This window comes from Streptomyces sp. NPDC050560 (assembly GCF_044457285.1).
In the GTDB taxonomy this organism is placed as follows: Bacteria; Actinomycetota; Actinomycetes; order Streptomycetales; family Streptomycetaceae; genus Streptomyces.
Map to the genome: position 1 here is coordinate 23,198 of NZ_JBITGT010000020.1, position 21,968 is coordinate 45,165.

The window sequence follows — 21,968 nt, forward strand, 5'->3', positions numbered from 1 at the left end:
GCGCACCGACGCCACCCACCCCCGAGAGCCTGGAGCAGCCATGAGCGAGAACGCCCCCCGCAACAAGGCCGAGGACACCGAGAACGGCATACCGGGCAAACCGGCCCCCGAGTCCCCGGCGGCGCAGGAACCCACCGCGCCCCGCCCCCCGCTGCCGCCGAAGTCCGACCAGTCGGGACCCGCCACCGTCAGCCCCACGGGCCGCCCCACCGGCGCCGACCAGGATCAAGTCGCCCAGGGCGGCGACTATCTGACGACCGCTCAGGGAAACCGGCTCTACGAGACCGACCACTCGCTGAAGGCCGGGCCGCGCGGCCCCGTCCTGCTCCAGGACCACCATCTGCGCGAGAAGGTCACCCACTTCGACCACGAGCGGATACCGGAGCGCGTGGTGCACGCGCGCGGGGCCGCCGCACACGGCGTCTTCCGCGGCTACGGCACCGCCGCCCCCGTCACCAAGGCCGCCTTCCTCGGCAAGGACGTCGAGACACCGGTCTTCGTGCGCTTCTCCACCGTCCTGGGCTCCCGGGGCTCCGCGGACACCGTCCGCGACACCCGCGGCTTCGCCACGAAGTTCTACACCGACGAGGGCGTCTTCGACCTCGTCGGCAACAACATCCCGGTGTTCTTCATCCAGGACGCCATCAAGTTCCCCGACGTCATCCACGCCGGAAAACCGCACCCCGACCGGGAGATCCCCCAGGCGCAGAGCGCCCACGACACCTTCTGGGACTTCGTCACCCTGCACACCGAGGCCACCCACCACACCCTCTGGAACATGTCCGACCGCGGCATCCCCCGCTCCCTGCGGATGATGGAGGGCTTCGGCATCCACACCTTCCGGCTCGTGAACGCCGAAGGCGCCACCACCCTCGTCAAGTTCCACTGGAAGCCGCGCCTCGGGGTGCACTCCATGGTGTGGGAGGAGGCGCAGATCACCAGCGGTGTCGACCCCGACTTCCACCGCAGGGACCTCGCCGACGCCATCGAGGCGGGCGCCTACCCGCAGTGGGAGTTCGGCATCCAGACCTTCCCCGACACCGAGGACCAGATGTTCGAGGGCATCGACCTGCTCGACCCGACGAACCTCGTCCCCGAGGAGCTGGCCCCGGTACAGCCGATCGGGCTGCTCACCCTCGACGCCAACCCGTCGAACTACTTCGCCGAGACCGAACAGGTCGCCTTCCACCCCGGCCACCTCGTCCCCGGCATCGACGTCACCGACGACCCGCTGCTCGCCGGGCGGCTCTTCTCCTACCTCGACACCCAGATCACCCGGCTCGGCGGCCCCAACTTCGCCCAGATCCCCGTCAACCGCCCGCACGCCCCCGTCAACGACATGCTCCGCGACGGCATGCACCAGACCGCCGTGCACCGCGGCGTCGCACCGTACCGGCCCAACTCCCTCGACGGCGGCTGCCCCTTCCTCGCCGGCGGCGCCGACAGCGCCCCCACCGACCCGGCCGCGTACGTGGAGGTGCCGCGGGAGGTCCCCGCGGGCCGCAAGGTGCGCGACGCCGCCGCCACCTTCGACGACCACTTCAGCCAGCCCCGCCGCTTCTGGCGCAGCATGAGCCGCGTCGAGCAGGAGCACATCGTCCTCGCCTACACCTTCGAGCTGGGCAAGTGCTTCGAGCAGGCCGTCAAGGAGCGCGGGCTGCGGGTACTCGCCCAGATCGACCCCGAGCTGTGCGCGGCGGTCGCCAAGGGCCTCGGACTGCCCGCACCCGAGCCCGGGGAGCCCCTCGCCGACGTCGCACCCTCGCCGGCCCTCTCCCAGGTCGGGGGCGCCTGGCCCACCGACGGCAGGGTCATCGGGATCGTCGCGGGGCCCGGCGGCGACCTCGCCGTGCTCGACGCGCTGCGCTCCGCGGTCCTCGACCAGGACATGGTGCCCCTCGTCATCGCCCCCTCCGGCGGCGTGCTCGACGGCGACGGCGGCCCCGTCACCGTGCAGCGCACCTTCGGCACCGCACGCTCCGTCGAGTTCGACGCGCTGCTGCTCGCCGGGGCACCGGGTCCTGCCGCCGACGCCTTCGGGGCCCGCGACGCCGAGGCCGCGGCCCCCGGAGGCGGCGCCACCGACCCGCGCGCCCTGCTGCTCCTCGGCGAGGCGTACCGCCACGGCAAGGCCATCGGCGGCTGGGACGGCGCGGGCGACGCGCTGCGCGAGGCAGGAGTCCCCGAGGGCGCCGCGGGCGTCATCGTCGGCGAGAGCGCCGAGGAGGTCCTGGCCCCGGTCGTCGAACTCGTCGCCGGCCACCGGGTCTGGCAGCGCTTCGCCGCCTGACCCGCCCCGCCCCCCCGGCGGCGCTCCAGGAAAGGCGCGCCGCGGGGGCATGGACGCCGCCCGGCGAGGTACCCGACCCGCGTACACGCTGAGGAGGCTGAGTATTGATGGACACCGCAGAGCGCGCCGGGACCTGGTCGAGGCCCGACCTGGCCGGGCGTCCGCGGTCGACACTCGCCGTGCGGCGCCGCAGGGCCGGGGGAGTGCGCACCTGCGTCTCCCCGCTGCCGCGCCGCGGCGAGGCAGCGCCACCCGACGAACGCGACCCGGAGTGGAACGTGGTGCGCGGCGAGGACTGACTCCCGCCGCCGCGCCAGGCCACCCGCGACCCACGTATCCCAGGCACGACGAAGGGGACGACAACATGGCTGCCATTCAGAGCCCGCTGCCCGACCAGGCGCGCAGGGAGACAGGTAAGGCACTCCAGTCCGCACTCGCGGACCTGCTCGACCTGTCGCTGCTCGCGAAGCAGGCGCACTGGAACATCGTGGGCCCCCGCTTCCGCTCGATCCACCTCCAGCTCGACGAGGTGGTCAGCACCGCACGCTCCTACGCCGACACGGTCGCCGAGCGCGCCGCCGCGATCGGGGTGTCACCCGACGGCCGCGCCAGGACCGTGGCCGACACCTCGGGGCTCACCTCGTCCGACGACGGCTGGCAGAAGGACACCCAGGTCGTCGACCTGCTGGTGCGCGCCCTCGCCGACGCCGTCAAGCGGCTGCGCGAGCGCATCGACCTGACCGAGAAGACGGACCTGGTCACCCAGGACATCTTCATCGGCCTCGCGGCGAAGCTGGAGATGCACCACTGGATGTTCCAGGCGGAGCAGCAGCAGACCTGACCCGCCGCCACGCCCCGTGCCGCCGTCCCGCCACCGCCCGCCGGGACGGCGGCACGCCGCTGCCCCGGCCACCGTGAAGGCGGCCGGGGCAGCGGTTGCGCGATGGTCGGGGCAGTGGTGGCGGCGGTGGCCCGGCCCGCTCAGTCGAAGGACCGCAGCACGGCCACCACCTCATCGTCGCTGACCTGCGAGAAGTCGTCGTACCACTGGGCGACCGACCTGAAGTGCTCCGGCAGGTGCACACACACCACGTCGTCGGCCTCGTCCCGCAGGGTCTGCGCGGTGTCGGGGCTGCCCACCGGCACCGCGAGGATCAGCCGCTCCGGGCCCTTCTTGCGCAGGTGCCGGGCCGCGGCGCGGGCGGTGGACCCGGTGGCGAGCCCGTCGTCGACGAGGATCACCGTCCTGTCGGCGAGCCGCGGCGCGGGGCGGTCCTCACGGAACACCCGCTCCCGCCGCCGCACCTCGTCACGGACCCGGGCGACCTCGGGCGCAAGCTCCTCGTCGCCGAGGCCCAGCACATCGAGCGCCTGCCGGTCGTAGACCGGGTCGTCGCCGTCCGCGAGCGCGCCCACCGGAGTCTGCCACCGCCCCGGCATCCCGATCTTGAGGATCGGCAGGACGTCGAGGGGGGCCCGCAGCGCCCGCGCCAGCTCGGCGCCGACCAGTACACCGCCGCGCGGCCTCGCCAGGACGATGGGGTCGGTGAGCAGGCTCGTCTGCGGCCACTCCTGGAACCAGTCGGCGAGGTCGAGCCCGGCCTGTCTGCGGTCTGCGAATCGCATGGGGTCGCTCCCTGGGTGCGTACCGTGCTCGTCCCAGTCTGGTGACCCGCGGGGGAGCGCGCATCCCAGCCGCCCCCGCGCCGTCCCGGGACCCGGGCGCCGCCACGGCGCCCTCCACCGGGTTCCCGCGCGACGGCGGCTCACCCCCCGTGGGCGGCGGCCCGCAGGGCGGCGAGGTCCAGCCTGCCCATGCCGAACATGGCCCGCATGACGCGGTCGGCGCGTGCCGGGTCGTCGGACGCGACCAGCTCCTCCAGCTCGGCGGGCACCACCTGCCACGACAGCCCGTACTTGTCCTTCAGCCAGCCGCACTGGCTCTCCTTGCCGCCGCCTTCGAGCAGCCGCTCCCAGTAGTAGTCGACCTCGGCCTGGTCGGCGCAGTCGACCAGCAGCGACACCGCCTCGTCGAAGGTGAACTCGGGGCCGCCGTTGATGGCGGTGAACCGCTGCCCGTCGAGTGCGAAGTCCACGGTCAGCACCGTGCCCGCGGGGCCTGGCCCCGCCTCGCCGTAGTACGAGACACGGGTGACCGACGAGTTCGGGAAGACGGACACGTAGAACTCGGCGGCCTCTTCCGCCTGGGTGTCGAACCAGAGATTCGGGTTGATCCGGGGCATGGCGCTCTCCTCGCCTCAGGTACCGCCGTGCTGTGGTGGAGGGGAGACCGCCGCGCCGGGCGCAACTCATCGGTGTGCCGCGCGCGGGCTGCCTCAGGACGCCGTGCGCCGCTGTCGGCCGCCGCCCAGCGCCTCGATCAGCTCCCGCCGGTTCATCCCTGACCGGCCCTCGACGCCCGCGTCCGCGGCCCGCCGGTACAGCTCGGCCTTGGTCATGTCCTCCAGCGGCTCCCGGCGCGCCCCGGACCCGCCGCCGCGCCGCCCGCCCCCCGAGGAGCCCCTGCCGCCGCGCCCGCGCCCCGCGCCCGGGCGGCGGGCGCCGCGGCCCCCGTGCCCGCCAGGACCGCCGCCGCCCGGGCCCTTCGCCCGGTCCACGCTGGCCCGCAGCGCGTCCATCAGGTCCACCACGTTGGTCGGCTCCGCGGGCGCCTCGGCCTTCGCCACCGGCTCGCCCGCCTGCTTGGCCCGCACCAGCTCCGCCACCCGCTCCTGGAAGGTGTCGTGGAAGTCCTCCGGCCGCCACTGCATGCTCAGCGTGTCGATGAGCCGGCGTGCGGTGTCCAGTTCCCCCTCGCTGTATCCGGCCTCCTCGGGCAGGCCCTCCACCACCCGGCGCGGGTCGCGGACCTCGTCGGCCCAGTGCAGGGTGTGCAGCGCCAGCACGCCGTCCTCCGCCTGCACGGCGACCAGGTACTCCTTGCTGCGCATCACGAACGTGGCCATGGCCGCCCTGCCGGTCCTGTCGAGCGCCGTCACCAGCAGCGCGTACACCTTGTCGTGCGCGTTGCCGCGGGGGCCGAGGTAGTAGGTGCGGTCGAAGAAGACGGGCGGGATCTCGTCCAGGTCGACGAACCCGGACACCTCAAGCGCCTGGGACCTGCCGGGCGCCACGTCCCTCAGCTCCTCGGGCTCGACGACCACGTACGCGTCGCCCGCGTCGTAGCCCTTGACGATGTCGTCGGGCGCGACCTCCTTGCCCGTCCGCTCGTTCACCCGCCTGTTGCGCACCCTGTCGGAGGTGCCGCGCTGCATCTGGTGGAAGCGGATGGTGTGGCTGTCGGTCGCGGTGTACAGGCCCACGGGCAGCGACACCAGGCCGAAGGCCAGGGTCCCGGTCCAGACAGGACGTGCCATGCGGATGCCACCTCCTCCACCCTCCATGGCACCCCCGCAGGACCCGCACCGCATCCCGGGCCCCGCCCACGCCCGCCGGGGGCGGCCGGGGGCCCCGTCACTCCCCGGCCTCGGCCTCCCGCAGCCGCTGCGGCGCGATGGTGCGCAGATAGTCCTGCGCCGCGGCGTCGAGCCCCACGTCGTGCTGGGCGCGCTGGGACAGGTACCAGCGGTGTTCGAGCAGCTCGTGGTACAGCTCCGCCGGGTCCATCGCCCGCCTGATCTCCGTGGACACCGTGCGCACCGTCGGCCGGAACACCTCGCGCACCCAGCGGTGCGCCAGCACCTCGGGCCGGGCGCCGAGCGGGTCGTCCGGCTCGTAGTCCTCCTGCGTCGCCATCCAGGACTCCAGGTCGCCCAGCAGCCTGCGGGCCTGGTTCTCCTCGGCGTCGAGCCCGGTCAGCCGCAGCAACTGGCGCTGGTGGTGGCCCGCGTCGACGACCTTCGGCACGAACGTCACCGTGTCGCCGTTGCTGTTGTGCGCGATCTGCATCTCGGCGACGTCGAAGCCGAGGTCGTTCAGCCGCCGTATCCGCCGCTCGATGTGGTGCCGCTTGCCCGCCGGGTACACCGACGTCCTGGTCAGCTCGTCCCACAGCTCCTCGTACCGCTGCCCGACCTCGGTGCCGAACGCGATCGGGTCGAGCGAGGGGTGCAGCGCGCCCGCCGCCTCCAGGTCCAGCATCTCCCCGCTGATGTTCATCGTGGCCAGTTCGATGTCGTACCCCCGCTGCCCCGCGCTCAGCGACGGCTGGAACTCGCCGGTCTCGGCGTCCACCAGATACGCGGCGTACGCCCCCGCGTCCCGCCGGAACAGGGTGTTCGACAGCGAGCAGTCGCCCCAGGCGAAACCCGCCAGGTGCAGCCGCACCAGCAGCACCGCGAGCGCGTCCATCAGCCGGTGCACGGTGCCGGGGCGCATCGTCGTCTCGAACATCGAGCGGTACGGCTGGGAGCCCCGCAGATGCCGGGTGATCAGCACCGGCTCCAGCGGCTCCCCGTCGCCGTCGGTGCGGCCCGTGACCACGGCGAGCGGGTCGACGGCCGGTATCCCGATCCTGTCGAGGCCGCGCAGCAGCTCGTACTCGCGCAGCGCGGGCCGCTCCGCCAGCTCCTTGACGGCCACCACCTCGTCCCCGGCGCGCGCGTAGCGCACCACATGCCGGGAGATGCCCCGCGGCAGCGGCACCAGATGGCGCTCGGGCCACTCGGCCAGCGGAAGCTGCCAGGGCAGGTCGAGCAGCAGGGTCGGATGCTCCGGGTTGGTGGCGCTGATCTGCAAAGCCATGCCGTTTCGCGTCCTTCGGGCCGGTACGGGCCGCGGGCCGGCCCGGTTCTGTCCGCGCGGCACCATTGCCCGGGGCGTCGCGGAGAATTATGCCCGCGCCTGCGCCGCACGGGTGAACCCGGCACCCGGCGGACCGCCCCCTCCGCTACCGGAACGAGCGGGCCCGCTCCCGGACCTCCTCAGGCGCCTTCGCCCAGGAGCCGGAGTCGAACGGCGGCTGCGGGTCGTACTCGACGAAGAGCTGGACCGTCTGCGCCACGACGGGGCCCGCGAGCCGGTCGGAGAGCACCATCGCCATGTCGATACCGGAGGACACCCCGGCCGAGGTGATGATCCGCTCGTCCTCGTGCACCACCACGCGCTCCGCGGTGTACGACGCCCCGAACGCCTCCAGGTCAGGCACCGCGCTCCAGTGCGTGGTCGCCGTCAGTCCTTCGAGCAGGCCGGCGGCGCCCAGCAGCAGCGAGCCCGTGCACACCGACGTGGTCCACGTGGTGGTCCCGTGCACCCGCCGCAGCCAGCCCGTCAGCCGCTCGTCGCCGGTCCTGGAGCGCGCACCGGGGCCGCCGGGCACCACCAGCACGTCCGCCGCGTCGACCTCGTCGAACGCCGCCTCCGCGACCAGCTCAAGGCCGCGCGCGTGGTCTGCCACGGGGCCTCGCCGCTCGGCGGCCCACACCACCTCGGCGCCGGGGACCATCCGCAGCAGCTCGTAGGGGCCCACCGCGTCCAGCGCCGTGAACCCGTCGAAGACCGGAATGACAACACGCATGACTGCTCAGCCTCTCGTCGTCCTCGATAAGAAGAAGGAAACCTCCGGGGCGCGCCCGCGGGGGACCGCGGGCCCAGCGGAGGTGCCGCCCCGGACCTGCGCCATGCCCGCCCCACGGCGGGGCGTGCGCCGTGTCAGCCCACGGCCCCCACGGAGGCGAACCGCCTCCGGTACTCGCCGGGCGGCACCTTCAGCGTCCGCCGGAAGCTGCGGTGCAGCGTCTCCGGTGTGCCGAAGCCGCACGCCCGCGCCACCCCGTCCACCGGGATGCCGGTCGTCTCCAGCAGCCGCCGCGCCGCCTCCACCCGGGCCGACTCCACATAGGCGGCGGGCGTGCTGCCGGTCTCCGCCCGGAACACCCGCGCGAAGTTGCGCTCGCTCATCCCGGCCCGCGCCGCGAGCGCCGCCACCGACAGGTCGCCGTCGAGATGGTCCGCGATCCAGTCCTGCACGCCCCGCAGCGGCGCCCGCACCGGCCGCTGCGCGGCGAGCTGCGCGCTGAACTGCGCCTGGCCGCCCGGCCGCTGCACGAACATCACGAGACGCCGCGCGATCGCCCTGGCCAACTCGGGGCCGTGGTCGTCCTCGACCAGGGCGAGCGCGAGGTCGATGCCCGCCGTGACCCCCGCGGAGGTCCACACCGGGCCGTCCCTGACGAAGATCGGGTCGGGGTCGACCGCCACCAGCGGGTACCGCTCGGCCAGCAGCTCGCACACCGACCAGTGCGTCACCGCGCGCCGCCCGTCCAACAGCCCCGCACGCGCCAGCAGGAACGCCCCGCTGCACACCGACGCCACCCGCCGCGCCCCCGTCGCGGCCTCCCGGAACCAGCCGACGAACCGGTCGTCCTCGCATGCCCCGCGCACCCCCGGCCCGCCCACGGCGACGAGGGTGTCCACCGGCCCGCCCGCCGCGACGTCACCCGGCGCGACGGCGGGGGACACCGCGAGGCCGCAGGTGGCGCGGACGGGCCCGGGCACCGCCGCCACCTGGTCCAGCACGTACCCCCGCTGGTCCTGGACGGCGCCGAGGCGGCGGTCGGCCTGGGCGAACACCTCCATGGGGCCCGTCAGATCGAGGATCTGGAAGTCGGGAAAGACAGCGAAGACGATGCGTCGGCTGGTCACACCACGATTCTGGGCCGCCCGCCGCGATGGCGGCAATGACAGCCTTCTGACGAATCCTGCCAACATCCCCGTGACCGCCGCCGCATCCCACGCCCCCCGCCTCCGCGCCCGCACCCCGCCGCACCCCCCGCCCCCGCGCGAACACTCTCCGTATCGGTTTGATTTCGGTAAGTTTCGACGCCCACCGGTCCGCCCCCGCTCCCCGCCCATCCCCGGGCACTCGCCCCCGGCCCCCGGCCCCGCTCGCCCCCGGCCATACTGGCGCCCATGCGTGTGGCGGTGATGACGGCGGGATCGAGGGGCGACGTGGCCCCTTACACGGGACTCGGACACGGGCTGGCCCGGGCGGGCCACGACGTCACCCTTGTCACCCACGCCACCTTCGCCCCCTTGGCCGCCGCGGCCGGGCTCCGCTTCCACGCCCTGCCCGTCGACCCGCGCGCGGAACTCGCCACCGGGCGCGGCAGGGCGCTGCACCGCAGCACCACCGGTACCGGAAAGCTCCTCAGGCTCGTCGCCCTCGCCCGCTCCCTCGTCGGCCAGTTGACGCACGAACTCGTCGCGGCCGCCGACGCCGCCGACGTGCTGCTGCTCTCGGCCTCCCTCGCGCCGCTCGGCCACACCATCGCCGAGGGCCTGCGCCGCCCCAGCATGGGGGTCTTCCTCCAGCCGCTGGCCGCCACCCGGGAGTTCGCCCCCGCCGTCGTCGCCTCCCGCTCCCTCGGCCCTGCGGGCAACCTGCTCGCGGGGCGCGCCCTGAACGTCGCCGTCGACCAGATCTTCGCCGGGGCCAACCGCACCCTGCGGGCCCGCCTCGGGCTCCACCCGCTGGCCGCCCGCGACGCCCGCAGGGCCCGCGAGGCGGGCGACTGGCCGGTGCAGCACGGCTTCAGCCCGCTCGTCGTTCCCCGCCCCCGCGACTGGCGCCCCGGGCTCGGCGTCGCGGGGTACTGGTGGCCGCACGACCCGCCCGGGCCCCCGCTGCCCGAACGGCTCACGGCCTTCCTCGACGCGGGCCCGCCGCCCGTCTTCGTCGGCTTCGGCAGCGCCACCGTCCCGCACCCCCGCAGGCTCAGCGCCACCATCGCCGCCGCCCTGCGCGCCGCGGGCCTGCGCGGCGTCTTCCAGCGCGGCTGGAGCGGACTGCGCGCCGACGGGCCCGACATGCTGACCGTCGGCGAACTCCCGCACTCCGCCGCTTTCCCCAGGATGGCCGCCGTCGTCCACCACGCGGGCGCGGGAACCACCGCCGCGGCCCTGCGCGCCGGGGTGCCCTCCGTGCCGCTGCCCGTCCAGTTCGACGCCGGATTCTGGGCCGCGCGGCTCGCGGCGCTCGGCGTCGCCCCCGCCGTCGTCCCGCTGCGCGACCTCACCCTCGGGCCGCTCGCCGACGCGCTGCGCACCGCCACCGCCGACGCCTCGTACACCCGCAGGGCCCGCGCCCTCGCCGCCCGTCTCGCCGACGAGGACGGCGTCGCGCCGGTGCTCACCGCCCTCGAACGCCTCGCCCCCTGACCCCCGGCCCGCACCGTGCCGTGGCACAGCCGCCGTTCACTCGCGGGAGTGACAGCGGCCCGCGCACGCGCCCCGTACGCCCCGCCCTTCGGGGCCGAAACCCTTTCGGGCGGGGCACCCGGGGCGACGCCCGGGAGAGCTGAGGGCTACGGTGCGCCGAACGGGGTAGGGAGAAATGCAGTAGGGTCCCATGCCCGGGCAGGCGTCGTCCGGGAGACGCGAGAGTGATGCGCATGAGTGAGTACGGGGACGGAGCAGCCTCGACGGCGCCCTACGACGTGCCCGTCGACCCCCTGCGCCGCACCACCCAGTACACGGGCGAGCCCGGCTGTATCGCCGACGCCCGGGGCTTCGCCGGGATGTTCGTCGAGCAACTGGCCGCGGAGTGGTGCGCCGTCCTCGACGACCGCGCCCGCGGCGACATCCTCCTCATCGTCAGCGAACTCGTCACCAACGCCGACGTCCACAGCCACGGCCCCTACGTCCTCGAACTCGAGGGCACCGACGAGTCCGTGACCGTCACCGTCTACGACAGCAGCGCCACCCTGCCCCACCGCTACCCGGCCGACCCCGGCAGGATCGGCGGCCACGGCCTGGAGATCGTGCACGTCGTCGCCGACGAGGTCAGCGTGGAGCGCATCCCGGTCGGGAAGCGGGTACGGGCCGTCCTGTCCTTCGGGCGCTGACGGCCGGTCCCGGAGCTGCCCGATCATCACGAATCGGGCAGTGTTGCCCCTCCTGAGGGCACCGCGAGCCGAAACGGGCCCCTCAGTCATTATGATTCCCCGCGAGCAGGCGGTCTTCGCCAGCCCATGACCAGGGGAGGACGGGCGTGGCCGATCGGCCGGTACAGCACGGCGCCGCCGCTTCACCGCACGACGCCGGGCGGTCCGCCGCCCCGTGGGCGGTGCCCGGAGTGGACCACGGGGGCGAGTTGCTGCTAGTCGAGGACGACGCGGGCGACGCCCTCCTGGTGTCGGAGGTGCTCTCCGACAGCGGCATGCCCTACGACGTCGTCTGGCGGAAGACCCTCACCGAGGCGAAGGCGTACCTCGCGGGCCGCGTCGGAGCCGTCTGCGTGCTGCTCGACCTCCACCTGCCCGACACCCAGGGCCTGGTCGCCGTCCGGCAGGTGCTCGACATCTCGCCCGACGCCGCCATCGTCGTCCTGACCGGGCTCACCGAGAGCGAGGCCGGGCTCTCCGCCGTCGCCGCGGGCGCCCAGGACTTCCTCGCCAAGGACCGCCTCGACGCGGAACAGCTCGGCCGCGCCATCCGCTACGCCCTCCAGCGCAAGCAGGTCGAGCGCGCGGGCGCGGAACTCCAGGTGGGCCGGCTGCGCGCACAGGAGAACGCCCGCCTCGAACGCGGCCTGCTGCCCACCCCGCTGCTGCGCGACGACGGCTGCGTCATCGCCTCCCGCTACAGCCCCGGGCGCGACCACGCCCTTCTCGGCGGCGACTTCTACGACGTCGTCCAGACCGCCGACGGCACCCTGCACGCGGTCATAGGCGACGTCTCGGGACACGGCGCCGCCGAGGCCGCCCTCGGCGTGTGCCTGCGGGTGGCCTGGCGCGCCGCGGTGCTCTCCGGATGCGTCGGCACCGCGCAGATCAGGCTCCTCGAAGAGATCCTGACCGCCGAGCGCGCCGCGGACGTCGTCTTCGCCACCCTCACCACCCTGCGGCTCGGCCCCGCCCGCGAGGAGCTGACCGTGATCAGAGCGGGCCACCCCGGCCTCCTCCTGCGCCACCGGGAGGGGCTGCGCCTCTACGAGCCCCCTGCGGGCCCCGCCCTCGGGCTCCTCGCGGGCCAGGCGAGCTGGCCGGAGACCGCACTCGCCACCGCGGGCGTCGAGGCCGTCACCGTCTTCACCGACGGCCTCTTCGAGGGCGTCACCGCACCCCGCAACCGACTCGGCGAGGAGGGCCTGCTCGCCCTGGCCCGCGGCCACCTCGGCCTGCGCAGCCGCGCGTTCGTGGACGCCGTCGTCGACGACGTCATCGAGCTGACCGCCCCCTACGGAGGACTCGCCGACGACGTCGCCGTCCTCGACATAGCCTGGACAGGACCCCGATGACCGGCCCCCCACCGCCACCCCCGGACCCCGCGGCCCCCCAGGCGGACCCACCACCCCCCGGGGACACGCCCCCCACGGACGCCCCCGCGCGGCCACGCCCCGTCGGACGGCTCTCCGCCCAGGGCTGGACACAGCTCGTCCTCGCCGTCAACACCACCCTGCTGATCGTCCTCGCCGTCGTCGGCGCCGTCCTCCAGGCCCACACCGACAGCCAGACGGACACCCTCTCCAACCGCATCCTCCCCGCCAGGTCCGTCTTCTTCCAGATGGAGACCGCCCTCGTGGACCAGGAGACGGGGGTACGGGGCTACGTCCTCAGCCGCGACCCCGACTACCTGGAGCCGTACTCCGCGGGGCAGGTGGAGCAGAACCGCCTCGACGGAAGGCTGCGCCGCCTCATCGGCGACCGCGACCGGCTCGTCGACGACCTCGACCGCATCGTCGCCTCCGCCGAGAACTGGCGCACCCAGCAGGCCGAGCCGCTGATCGCCGCGGCCCCGGGCCAGCGGGTCTCGCCCACCGAACTGGACGCCAGCAAGGACCACTTCGACCGCACCCGCAAGCTCTTCGACGCCACCGAGCGCGACCTCGACGCGGTCCGCGACACCACCCGCGCCTCCGTGGGCGACACCAGGGAGCTGCGCACCATCGCCTTCGGCGGCATGCTGCTCGCGGCCCTCGTCGGCAGCATCGCGCTCGCACTGCTGCTGCACCGCATCGTCGGCCGCCCGCTGCGGATGCTGGAGACCGCCTCCTCCGCCGTCAGCGGCGGCGACTTCGCGCGCACCATCCATGCCGAGGGCCCGCGCGACCTCCAGCAGATGGCGTACGCCGTCGAGGAGATGCGCCGCCGCGTCGTCGCCGAACTCGTCGAGTCCAAGGCGCGCGAGGACCTCCTCGCCCACCAGACCACCGAGCTGAAGCGGTCCAACGCGGAACTGGAGCAGTTCGCCTACGTCGCCTCCCACGACCTCCAGGAGCCGCTGCGCAAGGTCGCCTCCTTCTGCCAGCTCCTGGAGAAGCGCTACGGCGGCCGGCTCGACGAGCGGGCCACCCAGTACATCGCCTTCGCCGTCGACGGCGCCCGCCGCATGCAGGTGCTCATCAACGACCTGCTGACGTTCTCCCGCGTCGGCCGGGTCGGCGACGAACAGGCCCGGGTCGCCCTCGACGACGTCCTCGACCGCGCCCTGGCCAACCTGGAGGCGAGCATCGAGGACGCCGACGCCGAGGTGGTACGCCCCCCCGAGCTGCCCCGGGTCACCGGCGACCCCACCACCCTCGCCATGCTCTGGCAGAACCTCGTCGGCAATGCCGTCAAGTTCCGCCGCCCCGACACCCCCTGCCGCATCACGATCGACTGCGAACGGGACGGCGACCAGTGGCGGCTCGGCGTCACCGACACCGGCATCGGGATCGCGCCCGAGTTCGCCGAGAAGGTCTTCGTGATCTTCCAGCGGCTGCACGGCCGCGACGAGTTCGACGGCACCGGCATCGGCCTCGCCCTCTGCCGCAAGATCGTCGAACAGCACGGCGGTCTCATCCGCCTCGACGACACCGTCACCGAGGGCACCAGGATCGTCTTCACCCTCCCCGCCGCCGACACCGCAGAAGACCGGACGCCCCCCGGCGCCCCGCCCACCGAAGAAACGCCCGCACCCCAGGGAGCCACCCCGTGACCACGCAAGGCGAACCCATCGAGGTCCTGCTCGTCGAGGACGACCCGGGCGACGAGCTGATGACCCGCGAGGCGTTCGAGGACAACAAGATCCGCAACAGCCTCCACGTCGCCCGCGACGGGCAGGAGGCGCTCGACTTCCTCTACCGCAGGGAGCCCTTCACCGACGCCCCCACCCCCGACCTCATCCTCCTCGACCTGAACCTGCCGAAGTACGACGGGCGCCAGGTCCTGGAGCGCATCAAGTCCGACCCCGACCTCTCCCACATCCCGGTCGTGGTCCTCACCACGTCCTCCGCCGAAGAGGACATCCTGCGCAGCTACCGCCTCCACGCCAATGCATATGTGACCAAACCGGTCGATCTCGATCAGTTCATCGCGGCGGTCCGGCAGATCGACGAGTTCTTCGTCACCGTCGTACGGCTGCCACGCACCTAGTCCAGTGCTCCGCAGGAGCGTTTCGGCGCCGCCCGGCGGGGCGTCAGGCGGGCTCCATCCGCCCGAAGAGCACCGCGTGCCCCGGCGGCAGCCCCGCCAGCATCCGCCGCAGCAGCGCGTCGTCCGTGACGTCGGCGACCGCCGCCAGCACCGCGGTGACCGCGCGCCGCGCCGCCACCGGGTCGCTGACGTCGCCCGCCGCCTCCCGGATGAAGTCCTCCGTCGCCAGCGGCTCGTCCGCGGGGGGCGCGTCGGCCAGAATCAGCCCACACGGATACGGCAGCACCAGGGCGAGGTCGGCACGGGCACCGCCGTCCAGGTGGGCGCCGAGCACCCCGAGCACCCGCTGCGCCACCCGCGCCGCGTCCTGCCGCGACGTGCCCGCGCCGCCCGCTCTGACCTGGTCGAGCAGCGCTTCCAACGGCCCATCCATGGCGTCTCCTGTCCTGGCCTCGTACACCGTGCCGGTATCGGGCGGGGACGCCCGGACACATGTCGCGCCAGCTCGGCTACCCGGCTTCCGGCAGCGTAATCGGGCAATATGCGCCAGGGTGAACAGCGTCACCCGTCCGTGCCCCGGCTCCGCCCGGCCGCTCGTAGCCGCGCCCCCCGGCACGCCCCCGCGCCCCCGGCGCGCCGCCCCCGGCCTGCGAATCGGGCCGACACGCCCGGCGCCCCGTCCCGAACGCGCCCGCCGTACCGGTACTTTGCGCCTCCTCGCCCCGGCGGCATCTGGCCCACCGGGGCCCGGTGGGACACGATCGGAGCCATATCCGAAACGCCGTCACGAGAGAGGTGGACATGACCCCACCAGCACCCCGGCTCATCGGTGTCGCCGCCGAGTCCACGGCCGGGGAGACCCGGGTCGCCGCGACCCCCGCCACCGTGCGCCAACTCGCCGGGCTCGGCTACGAGATCGTCGTCGAACCGGGCGCGGGCACCGCCTCCGGCTTCTCCGACGCCGCCTACACCGAGGCGGGGGCCCGGCTCGGCGACCCCTGGAACGCCCGGATCGTCCTGAAGATCAACCCGCCGTCGGACGACGAGACCGACCGGCTCGCCGAGGGCGCCGCCCTGGTCGCCCTCCTCGCCCCCGCCCGCAGCCCCGAACTCCTCGCCAGGCTCGCCGGGCGCTCCGTCACCGCACTCGCCCTGGACGCCGTCCCCCGCATCTCCCGCGCCCAGTCCCTCGACGTCCTCAGCTCCATGGCCAACATCGGCGGCTACCGCGCCGTCATCGAGGCCGCCCATGTCTTCGGCCGCTTCTTCACCGGGCAGGTCACCGCCGCGGGCAAGGTGCCGCCCGCCAAGGTCCTCGTCGCCGGGGCCGGGGTCGCGGGGCTCGCCGCGATCGGCGCCGCCTCCAGCCTCGGCGCCGTCGTCCGCGCCACCGACCCACGCCCCGAGGTCGCCGAGCAGGTGCGCTCCCTGGGCGGCGAGTTCCTCGACGTGGACGCCGCACACGAGACGGGCACCGACGGCTACGCCCGCGCCACCTCCGAGGAGTACGACCGCAGGGCCGCGGAGCTGTACACCCGGCAGGCCGCCGACGTGGACATCGTCATCACCACCGCCCTCGTCCCCGGCCGCCCCGCGCCCCGTCTGCTCACCGCCGACCAGGTGGCGCTGATGCGGCCCGGCAGCGTCATCGTCGACATGGCCGCGGCCCAGGGCGGCAACGTCGAGGGCACCGTCCCGGGCAGGGCCATCGTCACCGCGAACGACGTCACCATCATCGGCTACACCGACCTCTCCCGGCGGCTGCCCGCCCAGGCGTCCCAGCTCTACGGCTCCAACGCCGCCCAGCTCGTCCGGCTGCTCACCCCCGGCAAGGACGGCACCCCCGTCCTCGACCTCGACGACACCGTCCAGCGGGCCATGACCGCCACCCATGCCGGAAGCGTCACCTGGCCGCCCCCGCCCGTCCAGGTCTCCGCCGCCCCCGCCGCGCCCCCGCCACCCGCGGCCGAACCGACCCCCGCGCCGCCGCCGGGACGGTGGGGACCCGCCCCGAGGCGCCACGCCCTCACCGCGCTCGGCGCCGCCGCCCTGTTCCTCCTCGCCGCCTACTCGCCCGCCCAGCTCACCGGCAACATCACCGTGTTCGTGCTCGCCGTCGTCATCGGCTACTACGTCATCGGCAAGGTCCACCACGCCCTGCACACCCCGCTGATGTCCGTCACCAACGCCATCTCCGGCATCGTCGTGGTCGGCGCCCTGCTACAGATCGGGCACGGCGACACCGTCGTCACCACCCTCGCGGCCGTCGCCGTCCTGCTCGCGAGCGTCAACGTCTTCGGCGGCTTCGCCGTCACCCGGCGCATGCTGGGCATGTTCTCCAGGGAGGACCGCGGATGAGCGCGGACACCGCGGCCCAGGCCGCCTACATCGTCGCCGCGCTGCTGTTCATCCTCAGCCTGGCCGGCCTCTCCCAGCACCGCACCTCCCGCTCCGGCGTCGTCTTCGGCGTCGCCGGGATGGCCATCGCGCTCGCCGCCACCATCGGCGTCGCCGCCCGCAGTATCGACGCCGCGGGCGCGGCCCTGCTCGCCGTCGCCATGGTCGTCGGCGCCGCCCTCGGCCTGTGGCGGGCCCGTATCGTCGAGATGACCGGCATCCCCGAACTCATCGCGATCCTGCACAGCTTCGTCGGGCTCGCCGCCGCCCTCGTCGGCTGGAACGGCTACTACGGCGTCGAGGCGAAGGGCGCCGCCCAGACCGAGGTGGGCCACGCGCTGCTCGGCATCCACCACGGCGAGGTCGCCGTCGGGGTGTTCATCGGCGCCGTCACCTTCACCGGCTCCGTCGTCGCCTGCCTCAAGCTCGCCGGGAAGATCAGCTCCCACCCGCTGATGCTGCCCGGCAGGAACCTCCTCAACGTGGCCGCCCTCGTCGCCTTCGTGGTGCTCGCCGCGCTCTTCGTCGCCCGCCCCGGGCTCGGCCTGCTGATCGCCCTGTCCGCGGTGGCGCTCGCCCTCGGGGTGCACCTGGTCGCCTCCATCGGCGGCGGGGACATGCCCGTGGTGGTGTCCATGCTCAACAGCTACTCCGGCTGGGCCGCGGCGGCCTCCGGCTTCCTCCTCGACAACAACCTGCTCATCGTCACCGGCGCCCTCGTCGGCTCCTCGGGCGCCTATCTCTCGTACATCATGTGCCAGGCGATGAACCGTTCCTTCCTGTCCGTCATCGCGGGCGGCTTCGGTATCGAGGCGCCCGCGGCCACCGGCGGCGACCAGGGCGAACACCAGGAGATCAGCGCCGAGGACACCGCCGCCCTGCTGCGCGACGCCACCTCCGTCGTCATCACCCCCGGCTACGGCATGGCGGTCGCCCAGGCCCAGTACCCGGTCGCGGAGCTGACCCGCGCCCTGCGGGAGCGCGGCGTCGACGTCCGCTTCGGCATCCACCCGGTCGCGGGCCGCCTGCCGGGCCATATGAACGTGCTGCTCGCCGAGGCCAAGGTGCCGTACGACATCGTGCTGGAGATGGACGAGATCAACGACGACCTCGCCGCCACCTCGGTCGTCCTCGTCATCGGCGCCAACGACACCGTCAACCCCTCGGCCGCCGAGGACCCGGCGAGCCCCATCGCGGGGATGCCGGTGCTGCACGTCTGGGACGCGGAGCGGGTGATCGTGTTCAAACGGTCCATGGCCACCGGCTACGCGGGCGTGCAGAACCCGCTGTTCTTCCGCGAGAACACCCGCATGCTCTTCGGCGACGCCAGGGAGCGCACCGAGGACATCCTGCGCGCCCTCGGCCCCGCGCCGACCGCCTCCGCGGCCTCCCGCCCCCTGGCCGCCCGGGACTGAACCCGCCCCGCAGGACCGGGCCCATGGCCCACCGACTTCCCGCGGAGCGCGTCGTCCCCGCCCCGGACCTCCGTCCCGCCGCGCACCGCACGGCACACACCGCCGCCCGACGGCCCGCCACCCGCACCCCGACCGGGAGAAACCACCGGCCGGGGTGCCAGGGCCGGGGTGCGGCTAGCCGATGCCCGCACGCGCCGCCAGCAGTTCGGACCTGACGAGTTCCAGGAGGCGCCCCGCCCAGTTGCGGCCCCTGCCGCCCGCGTCGCCCCAGTACGCCGACTCGAACTCGTCGTAGACCAGGGTGGCGTCCCCCGTCCCCACCAGGATCTCCGCCAGGTCCTGGTGCTGTGCGTACTTCGCCCGCAGCAGGGAGGCCAGCACCGCCGTACGCGCCCCCTCCCAGCCCGGCCGCCGCTCCGCCGCCGACGCCAACTCCCGTGCCGCGAAGGCGGTTTCCGCATGGGCGATGGCCTCGCGCGCCGAGTCGTCCGCCACCGAGAGCGCCCAGTAGGCGTGGGTGACGGACGCATGGGTGGCACCGTCGACGACGACCGGCGCCGGATAGTCGTTGCGCAGCCCCTGCGTCCCGGGATCGTCCAACCGCCGCCGCGGAAAGGACTGGTAGAGGTGGAGCGCGGGCGCGTGCGACGCGGCGGGCCCGTCCGCCGGCACCCGCGCGGCCACCTCCGCCGCCGTCCGCTCGTGCTCCTCGAAGTAGGCCAGCGCCTCGGCGTAGTCCTCCTCGGACACCGGCTCGTCCGACCAGCTCTCCGGGACGCCGCCAGGACCCGCCACCACCACCTGGAGCGGCCAGTCCTTGAGGTCCATGTCCCCGAGCGCGTACATCCGCTGCGTCTGCGGGATCGCCAGATAGGCGGCGCGCGCCGCGGCGCGGTTCTCCTCGGTGCGGTCCGCGAGGAACACGTCGAGCGCGGCCAGGCAGCGGCCGGTCGAGTCCGGGCGGCCGTTCAACTCGTCGATGGTGTCGCGCACCTCCGCCACCCACAGCTCCGGCGTCAGCCAGGTGTGCGGGTCGCCGAACCGCCACGAGGCCAGATCGTGCGCCGACACCCGCGCGCCCTCCGGCAGTTCGGTGGCCACCCAGCCCGACCGCAGCTTCTCCTCGAACTCCTCGACGGTGACGAGCCCCCAGCAGTCGACGAGCCCGTCGGCGTAGATGAACAGGTCGGTGAGGAAGTACGACCCGCCGTTGCAGATGAAGCCGTGGCGCCAGGTCCCGGGGACGCGGACGCCGTCCGCCATGCGGTGTGTGCTCCGGTTGCCGATCATCCCGCCATTGTGCCGCCCCCCACCGCCCCTCCCCACCCCCTTTCCCGGCTGCTTTCCCCGCGGCCGCACACCCCGGGCACACCCCCTTCCACGACGGCCTCGCCCGATCCCGGGACACCCCGCGCCCCCGACCGGCATCATGGGACATGTGCAGCCAACCCGCCCCCGCCCCCTCCTCTTCCTCGACGTGGACGGCCCCCTCAACCCGTACGCGGCCCGCCCCACCCGCCGGCCTCCCGGCTACACCACCCTGCGGGTGCCCACCGCCCGCCTCCCGGGCCCCCGACTCACCGCACGCACCCTGCGGGTCCGGCTCAACCCCCGGCACGGCGAGGCCCTGCTGGCCTGCGGCTACGACCTGTGCTGGGCCACCACGTGGATGGCCGCCGCCAACACCTGGATCGGCCCCGTGCTCGGCCTGCCACCGCTGCCGTACGTCGACTTCGGCGACGACCTCCTCGCCCGCACCGCGGACGGCGTCCACTGGAAGACCCGGGCCCTGGTGGCGTACGCCGACGGCCGCCCCTTCGCCTGGGTCGACGACGAGCAGAGCCCCGGCGACCGCGCGCACGTCGCCGCCCACCACCGCGCACCCGCTCTGCTGCACCACGTCAGCCCTCGCGTCGGACTGCGCGACCACGACTTCGCCGCCCTCATCGACTTCGCCAACTCCCTTGACCCGCACGGGAACTGACGCGCACTCACCCCGCCCCGCCGACCTCCTCCGCCCCCGCGGGGCCCGGCCGCCGCCCATGCCCCTCAAGCGGTGGCGCCCCCACCGCACACGACACACTGCACTCGGGACGCGCCCGGTCCGCCGCCACCGGCCTGCGCACCCACCACACCGCGATCAGCGCCCCCACCACCAGCACCCCCGCACACATCGGCATCGCCCGTCTGAACACCCCGCCGAACTCGTCGGCCGAGCGGTACGCGCGCGGCCCCATCCCCGCCAGCATCGGCAGCGCCGCCACCGCGAGCAGCCCCGCCGCCCGCGCCACCGCGTTGTTGACGCCGCTCGCGATGCCCGCCTGCCCGGTGTCCACCGAGCCGAGCACCGTCGCCGTCAGCGGCGCCACCAGGGTCACCATCCCGAGCCCCATCACCAGCAGCGCGGGCACCACGTCCACCAGGTACGACGCGTCCCGGCCCACCCGCAGCATCAGCAGCATCCCGGCCGCACAGCACAGCGGCCCCACCGTCAGCGGAATCCGCGGCCCGATCCGCTCGCCCAACTGCCCGGAACGGGCCGAGAAGAGCAGCATCAGCACCGTCGTCGGCAGCATCGCCACCCCCGCCCCCAGCGGCGAGTACCCGGACACCACCTGGAGCTGGAGGGCCACCAGGAAGAAGAACCCGCCGAACGCCGCGTAGACACACGCCGTCACCAGGTTCACCGCGGTGAACAGGCGCGACGAGAACAGCGAGAGCGGCAGTATCGGGAAGGACCGCCGACGCTCCGTCAGCACGAACGCCACCCCCGTCAGCAGGCCCGCGGCCCCCGCCCACCACGCCGACGCGATCAGCGCGTACGTCACCAGCGTCAGCGCCGCCGCGCCGAGCGCCGCCCCCAGCACGTCGAAGCGGCCGTGCGCCGAGGGGTCGCGGGACTCGGGCACATGGCGCAGCGCGATCGGCACACACACCAGCGCGAGCGGCACGTTCAGCAGGAACACCCACCGCCAGCCGGGCCCGTCCACCAGCCACCCGCCGACGAACGGCCCCACCGCGGCGCCCACCCCGCCGAACCCCGACCACAGACCCACCGCACGCGCCCGGTCGTCGGGGTGGAAACCGCCCTGGATCAGCGCCAGCGACCCCGGCGTCAGCAGCGCGCCACCCACCCCCTGCAACGCCCGCGCCGCCACCAGCACCAGCGCGCTCGGCGCGAGCCCGCACAGCAGCGAGCCCACCGCGAACCACACCACCCCCAGCACGAACACCCGCCGCCGGCCAAGACGGTCGCCGAGCGCCCCGCCCAGCAGGATCAGCCCCGCGAGCGCCAGCATGTACGCGTTGACGGTCCACTGCAACTCCGCGGTGTCCGCGTCCAGCGCCCGCCCGATCCGGGGCAGCGCCACGTTGACCACCGTCGAGTCCAGCAGCGCCATGCTGGAGCCGAGCACCGTCGCCGTGATCACCCAGCGCCCGGTCGCCGAGGCGAGCCGAATCTCCCCCGGTCTCCTGTCGTCGTCCATATCCGCATGCTCCCAGAGCGGCACGGCCCCACACCGCTGCGACGCCCGCGCGCCGCCGGGACCG

At 74.1% G+C, this 21,968-nt stretch carries 20 protein-coding genes; 11 read left to right on the forward strand and 9 right to left on the reverse strand.

What is annotated here, in order from left to right:
• Window positions 1–40: 40 nt before the first annotated feature.
• From ACIBIW_RS33130 to ACIBIW_RS33140, 3 genes are all read left to right on the forward strand, one after another.
• Window positions 41–2,290, forward strand: a complete 2,250-nt coding sequence (locus ACIBIW_RS33130) for a catalase (protein ID WP_399341651.1) — start codon at window positions 41–43, stop codon at window positions 2,288–2,290.
• A gap of 107 nt (window positions 2,291–2,397) precedes the next feature.
• A complete protein-coding gene (locus ACIBIW_RS33135; RefSeq protein ID WP_399341653.1) occupies window positions 2,398–2,589 on the forward strand; it encodes a hypothetical protein in 192 nt (63 codons plus the stop codon).
• Window positions 2,590–2,654: 65 nt separating this feature from the next.
• Window positions 2,655–3,131: a Dps family protein gene (locus tag ACIBIW_RS33140; RefSeq protein WP_399341654.1), complete on the forward strand. Its 477-nt coding sequence runs from the start codon at window positions 2,655–2,657 to the stop codon at window positions 3,129–3,131.
• 140 nt (window positions 3,132–3,271) lie between these two features.
• Here ACIBIW_RS33140 and ACIBIW_RS33145 read toward each other — a convergent pair whose 3' ends face one another.
• The 6 genes from ACIBIW_RS33145 to ACIBIW_RS33170 all read right to left on the reverse strand — a co-directional run bounded on the left by ACIBIW_RS33145 (window position 3,272) and on the right by ACIBIW_RS33170 (window position 8,893).
• A complete protein-coding gene (locus ACIBIW_RS33145; protein ID WP_399341656.1) occupies window positions 3,272–3,916 on the reverse strand; it encodes a phosphoribosyltransferase in 645 nt (214 codons plus the stop codon).
• Window positions 3,917–4,056: 140 nt separating this feature from the next.
• Window positions 4,057–4,533 (reverse strand): VOC family protein, encoded by a 477-nt coding sequence (locus ACIBIW_RS33150; RefSeq protein ID WP_399341659.1) that lies wholly within the window; start codon window positions 4,531–4,533, stop codon window positions 4,057–4,059.
• Between the two features lie 93 nt (window positions 4,534–4,626).
• A complete protein-coding gene (locus ACIBIW_RS33155) occupies window positions 4,627–5,667 on the reverse strand; it encodes a Ku protein (RefSeq protein ID WP_399341660.1) in 1,041 nt (346 codons plus the stop codon).
• A 97-nt stretch (window positions 5,668–5,764) separates the two neighbouring features.
• Entirely contained in the window at window positions 5,765–6,994 is a 1,230-nt protein-coding gene (locus ACIBIW_RS33160) for a DUF4032 domain-containing protein (RefSeq protein ID WP_399341662.1), read from the reverse strand.
• A 145-nt stretch (window positions 6,995–7,139) separates the two neighbouring features.
• Window positions 7,140–7,766: a DJ-1/PfpI family protein gene (locus tag ACIBIW_RS33165; protein WP_399341663.1), complete on the reverse strand. Its 627-nt coding sequence runs from the start codon at window positions 7,764–7,766 to the stop codon at window positions 7,140–7,142.
• Window positions 7,767–7,900: 134 nt separating this feature from the next.
• Window positions 7,901–8,893, reverse strand: a complete 993-nt coding sequence (locus ACIBIW_RS33170) for a GlxA family transcriptional regulator (RefSeq protein WP_399341664.1) — start codon at window positions 8,891–8,893, stop codon at window positions 7,901–7,903.
• A gap of 267 nt (window positions 8,894–9,160) precedes the next feature.
• Here ACIBIW_RS33170 and ACIBIW_RS33175 point away from each other — a divergent pair, with 267 nt between their 5' ends.
• The 5 genes from ACIBIW_RS33175 (at window position 9,161) to ACIBIW_RS33195 (ending at window position 14,604) form a co-directional block, all read left to right on the forward strand.
• On the forward strand, window positions 9,161–10,408 hold the full coding sequence (locus ACIBIW_RS33175) for a nucleotide disphospho-sugar-binding domain-containing protein (protein WP_399341666.1): 1,248 nt from the start codon (window positions 9,161–9,163) through the stop codon (window positions 10,406–10,408).
• A 233-nt stretch (window positions 10,409–10,641) separates the two neighbouring features.
• Window positions 10,642–11,094, forward strand: a complete 453-nt coding sequence (locus ACIBIW_RS33180; protein WP_399341668.1) for an ATP-binding protein — start codon at window positions 10,642–10,644, stop codon at window positions 11,092–11,094.
• Between the two features lie 146 nt (window positions 11,095–11,240).
• Entirely contained in the window at window positions 11,241–12,488 is a 1,248-nt protein-coding gene (locus tag ACIBIW_RS33185; protein ID WP_399341670.1) for a PP2C family protein-serine/threonine phosphatase, read from the forward strand.
• Complete coding sequence (locus tag ACIBIW_RS33190) at window positions 12,485–14,167, forward strand: ATP-binding protein (RefSeq protein WP_399341671.1); 1,683 nt, start codon at window positions 12,485–12,487, stop codon at window positions 14,165–14,167. Before ACIBIW_RS33185 ends, ACIBIW_RS33190 begins: the two co-directional genes overlap by 4 nt.
• The gene (locus ACIBIW_RS33195; RefSeq protein WP_399341673.1) at window positions 14,164–14,604 is read left to right on the forward strand and encodes a response regulator; all 441 of its coding nucleotides are present in this window, start codon (window positions 14,164–14,166) and stop codon (window positions 14,602–14,604) included. The genes ACIBIW_RS33190 and ACIBIW_RS33195 overlap by 4 nt, the downstream gene beginning before the upstream one ends.
• Before the next feature lie 43 nt (window positions 14,605–14,647).
• Here ACIBIW_RS33195 and ACIBIW_RS33200 read toward each other — a convergent pair whose 3' ends face one another.
• Window positions 14,648–15,037, reverse strand: a complete 390-nt coding sequence (locus ACIBIW_RS33200) for a DUF2267 domain-containing protein (protein ID WP_399341675.1) — start codon at window positions 15,035–15,037, stop codon at window positions 14,648–14,650.
• 368 nt (window positions 15,038–15,405) lie between these two features.
• On the opposite strand from ACIBIW_RS33200, the gene ACIBIW_RS33205 reads away from it, so the two are divergent.
• Together ACIBIW_RS33205 and pntB are read left to right on the forward strand one after the other, a co-directional pair.
• Complete coding sequence (locus tag ACIBIW_RS33205) at window positions 15,406–16,962, forward strand: Re/Si-specific NAD(P)(+) transhydrogenase subunit alpha (RefSeq protein ID WP_399341676.1); 1,557 nt, start codon at window positions 15,406–15,408, stop codon at window positions 16,960–16,962.
• Complete coding sequence (pntB, locus tag ACIBIW_RS33210) at window positions 16,959–18,416, forward strand: Re/Si-specific NAD(P)(+) transhydrogenase subunit beta (protein ID WP_399341677.1); 1,458 nt, start codon at window positions 16,959–16,961, stop codon at window positions 18,414–18,416. The genes ACIBIW_RS33205 and pntB overlap by 4 nt, the downstream gene beginning before the upstream one ends.
• A gap of 174 nt (window positions 18,417–18,590) precedes the next feature.
• Here pntB and ACIBIW_RS33215 read toward each other — a convergent pair whose 3' ends face one another.
• Window positions 18,591–19,706 carry an NADAR family protein gene (locus ACIBIW_RS33215; protein WP_399341679.1) on the reverse strand — a complete coding sequence of 372 codons (1,116 nt, stop codon included), beginning with the start codon at window positions 19,704–19,706 and terminating at the stop codon, window positions 18,591–18,593.
• Window positions 19,707–19,854: 148 nt separating this feature from the next.
• Here ACIBIW_RS33215 and ACIBIW_RS33220 point away from each other — a divergent pair, with 148 nt between their 5' ends.
• Window positions 19,855–20,400 carry a hypothetical protein gene (locus tag ACIBIW_RS33220; RefSeq protein WP_399341680.1) on the forward strand — a complete coding sequence of 182 codons (546 nt, stop codon included), beginning with the start codon at window positions 19,855–19,857 and terminating at the stop codon, window positions 20,398–20,400.
• Between the two features lie 7 nt (window positions 20,401–20,407).
• Here the strand turns inward: ACIBIW_RS33220 and ACIBIW_RS33225 are convergent, their stop codons facing one another.
• Window positions 20,408–21,904 carry an MFS transporter gene (locus ACIBIW_RS33225; protein WP_399341682.1) on the reverse strand — a complete coding sequence of 499 codons (1,497 nt, stop codon included), beginning with the start codon at window positions 21,902–21,904 and terminating at the stop codon, window positions 20,408–20,410.
• Window positions 21,905–21,968: the final 64 nt, after the last annotated feature.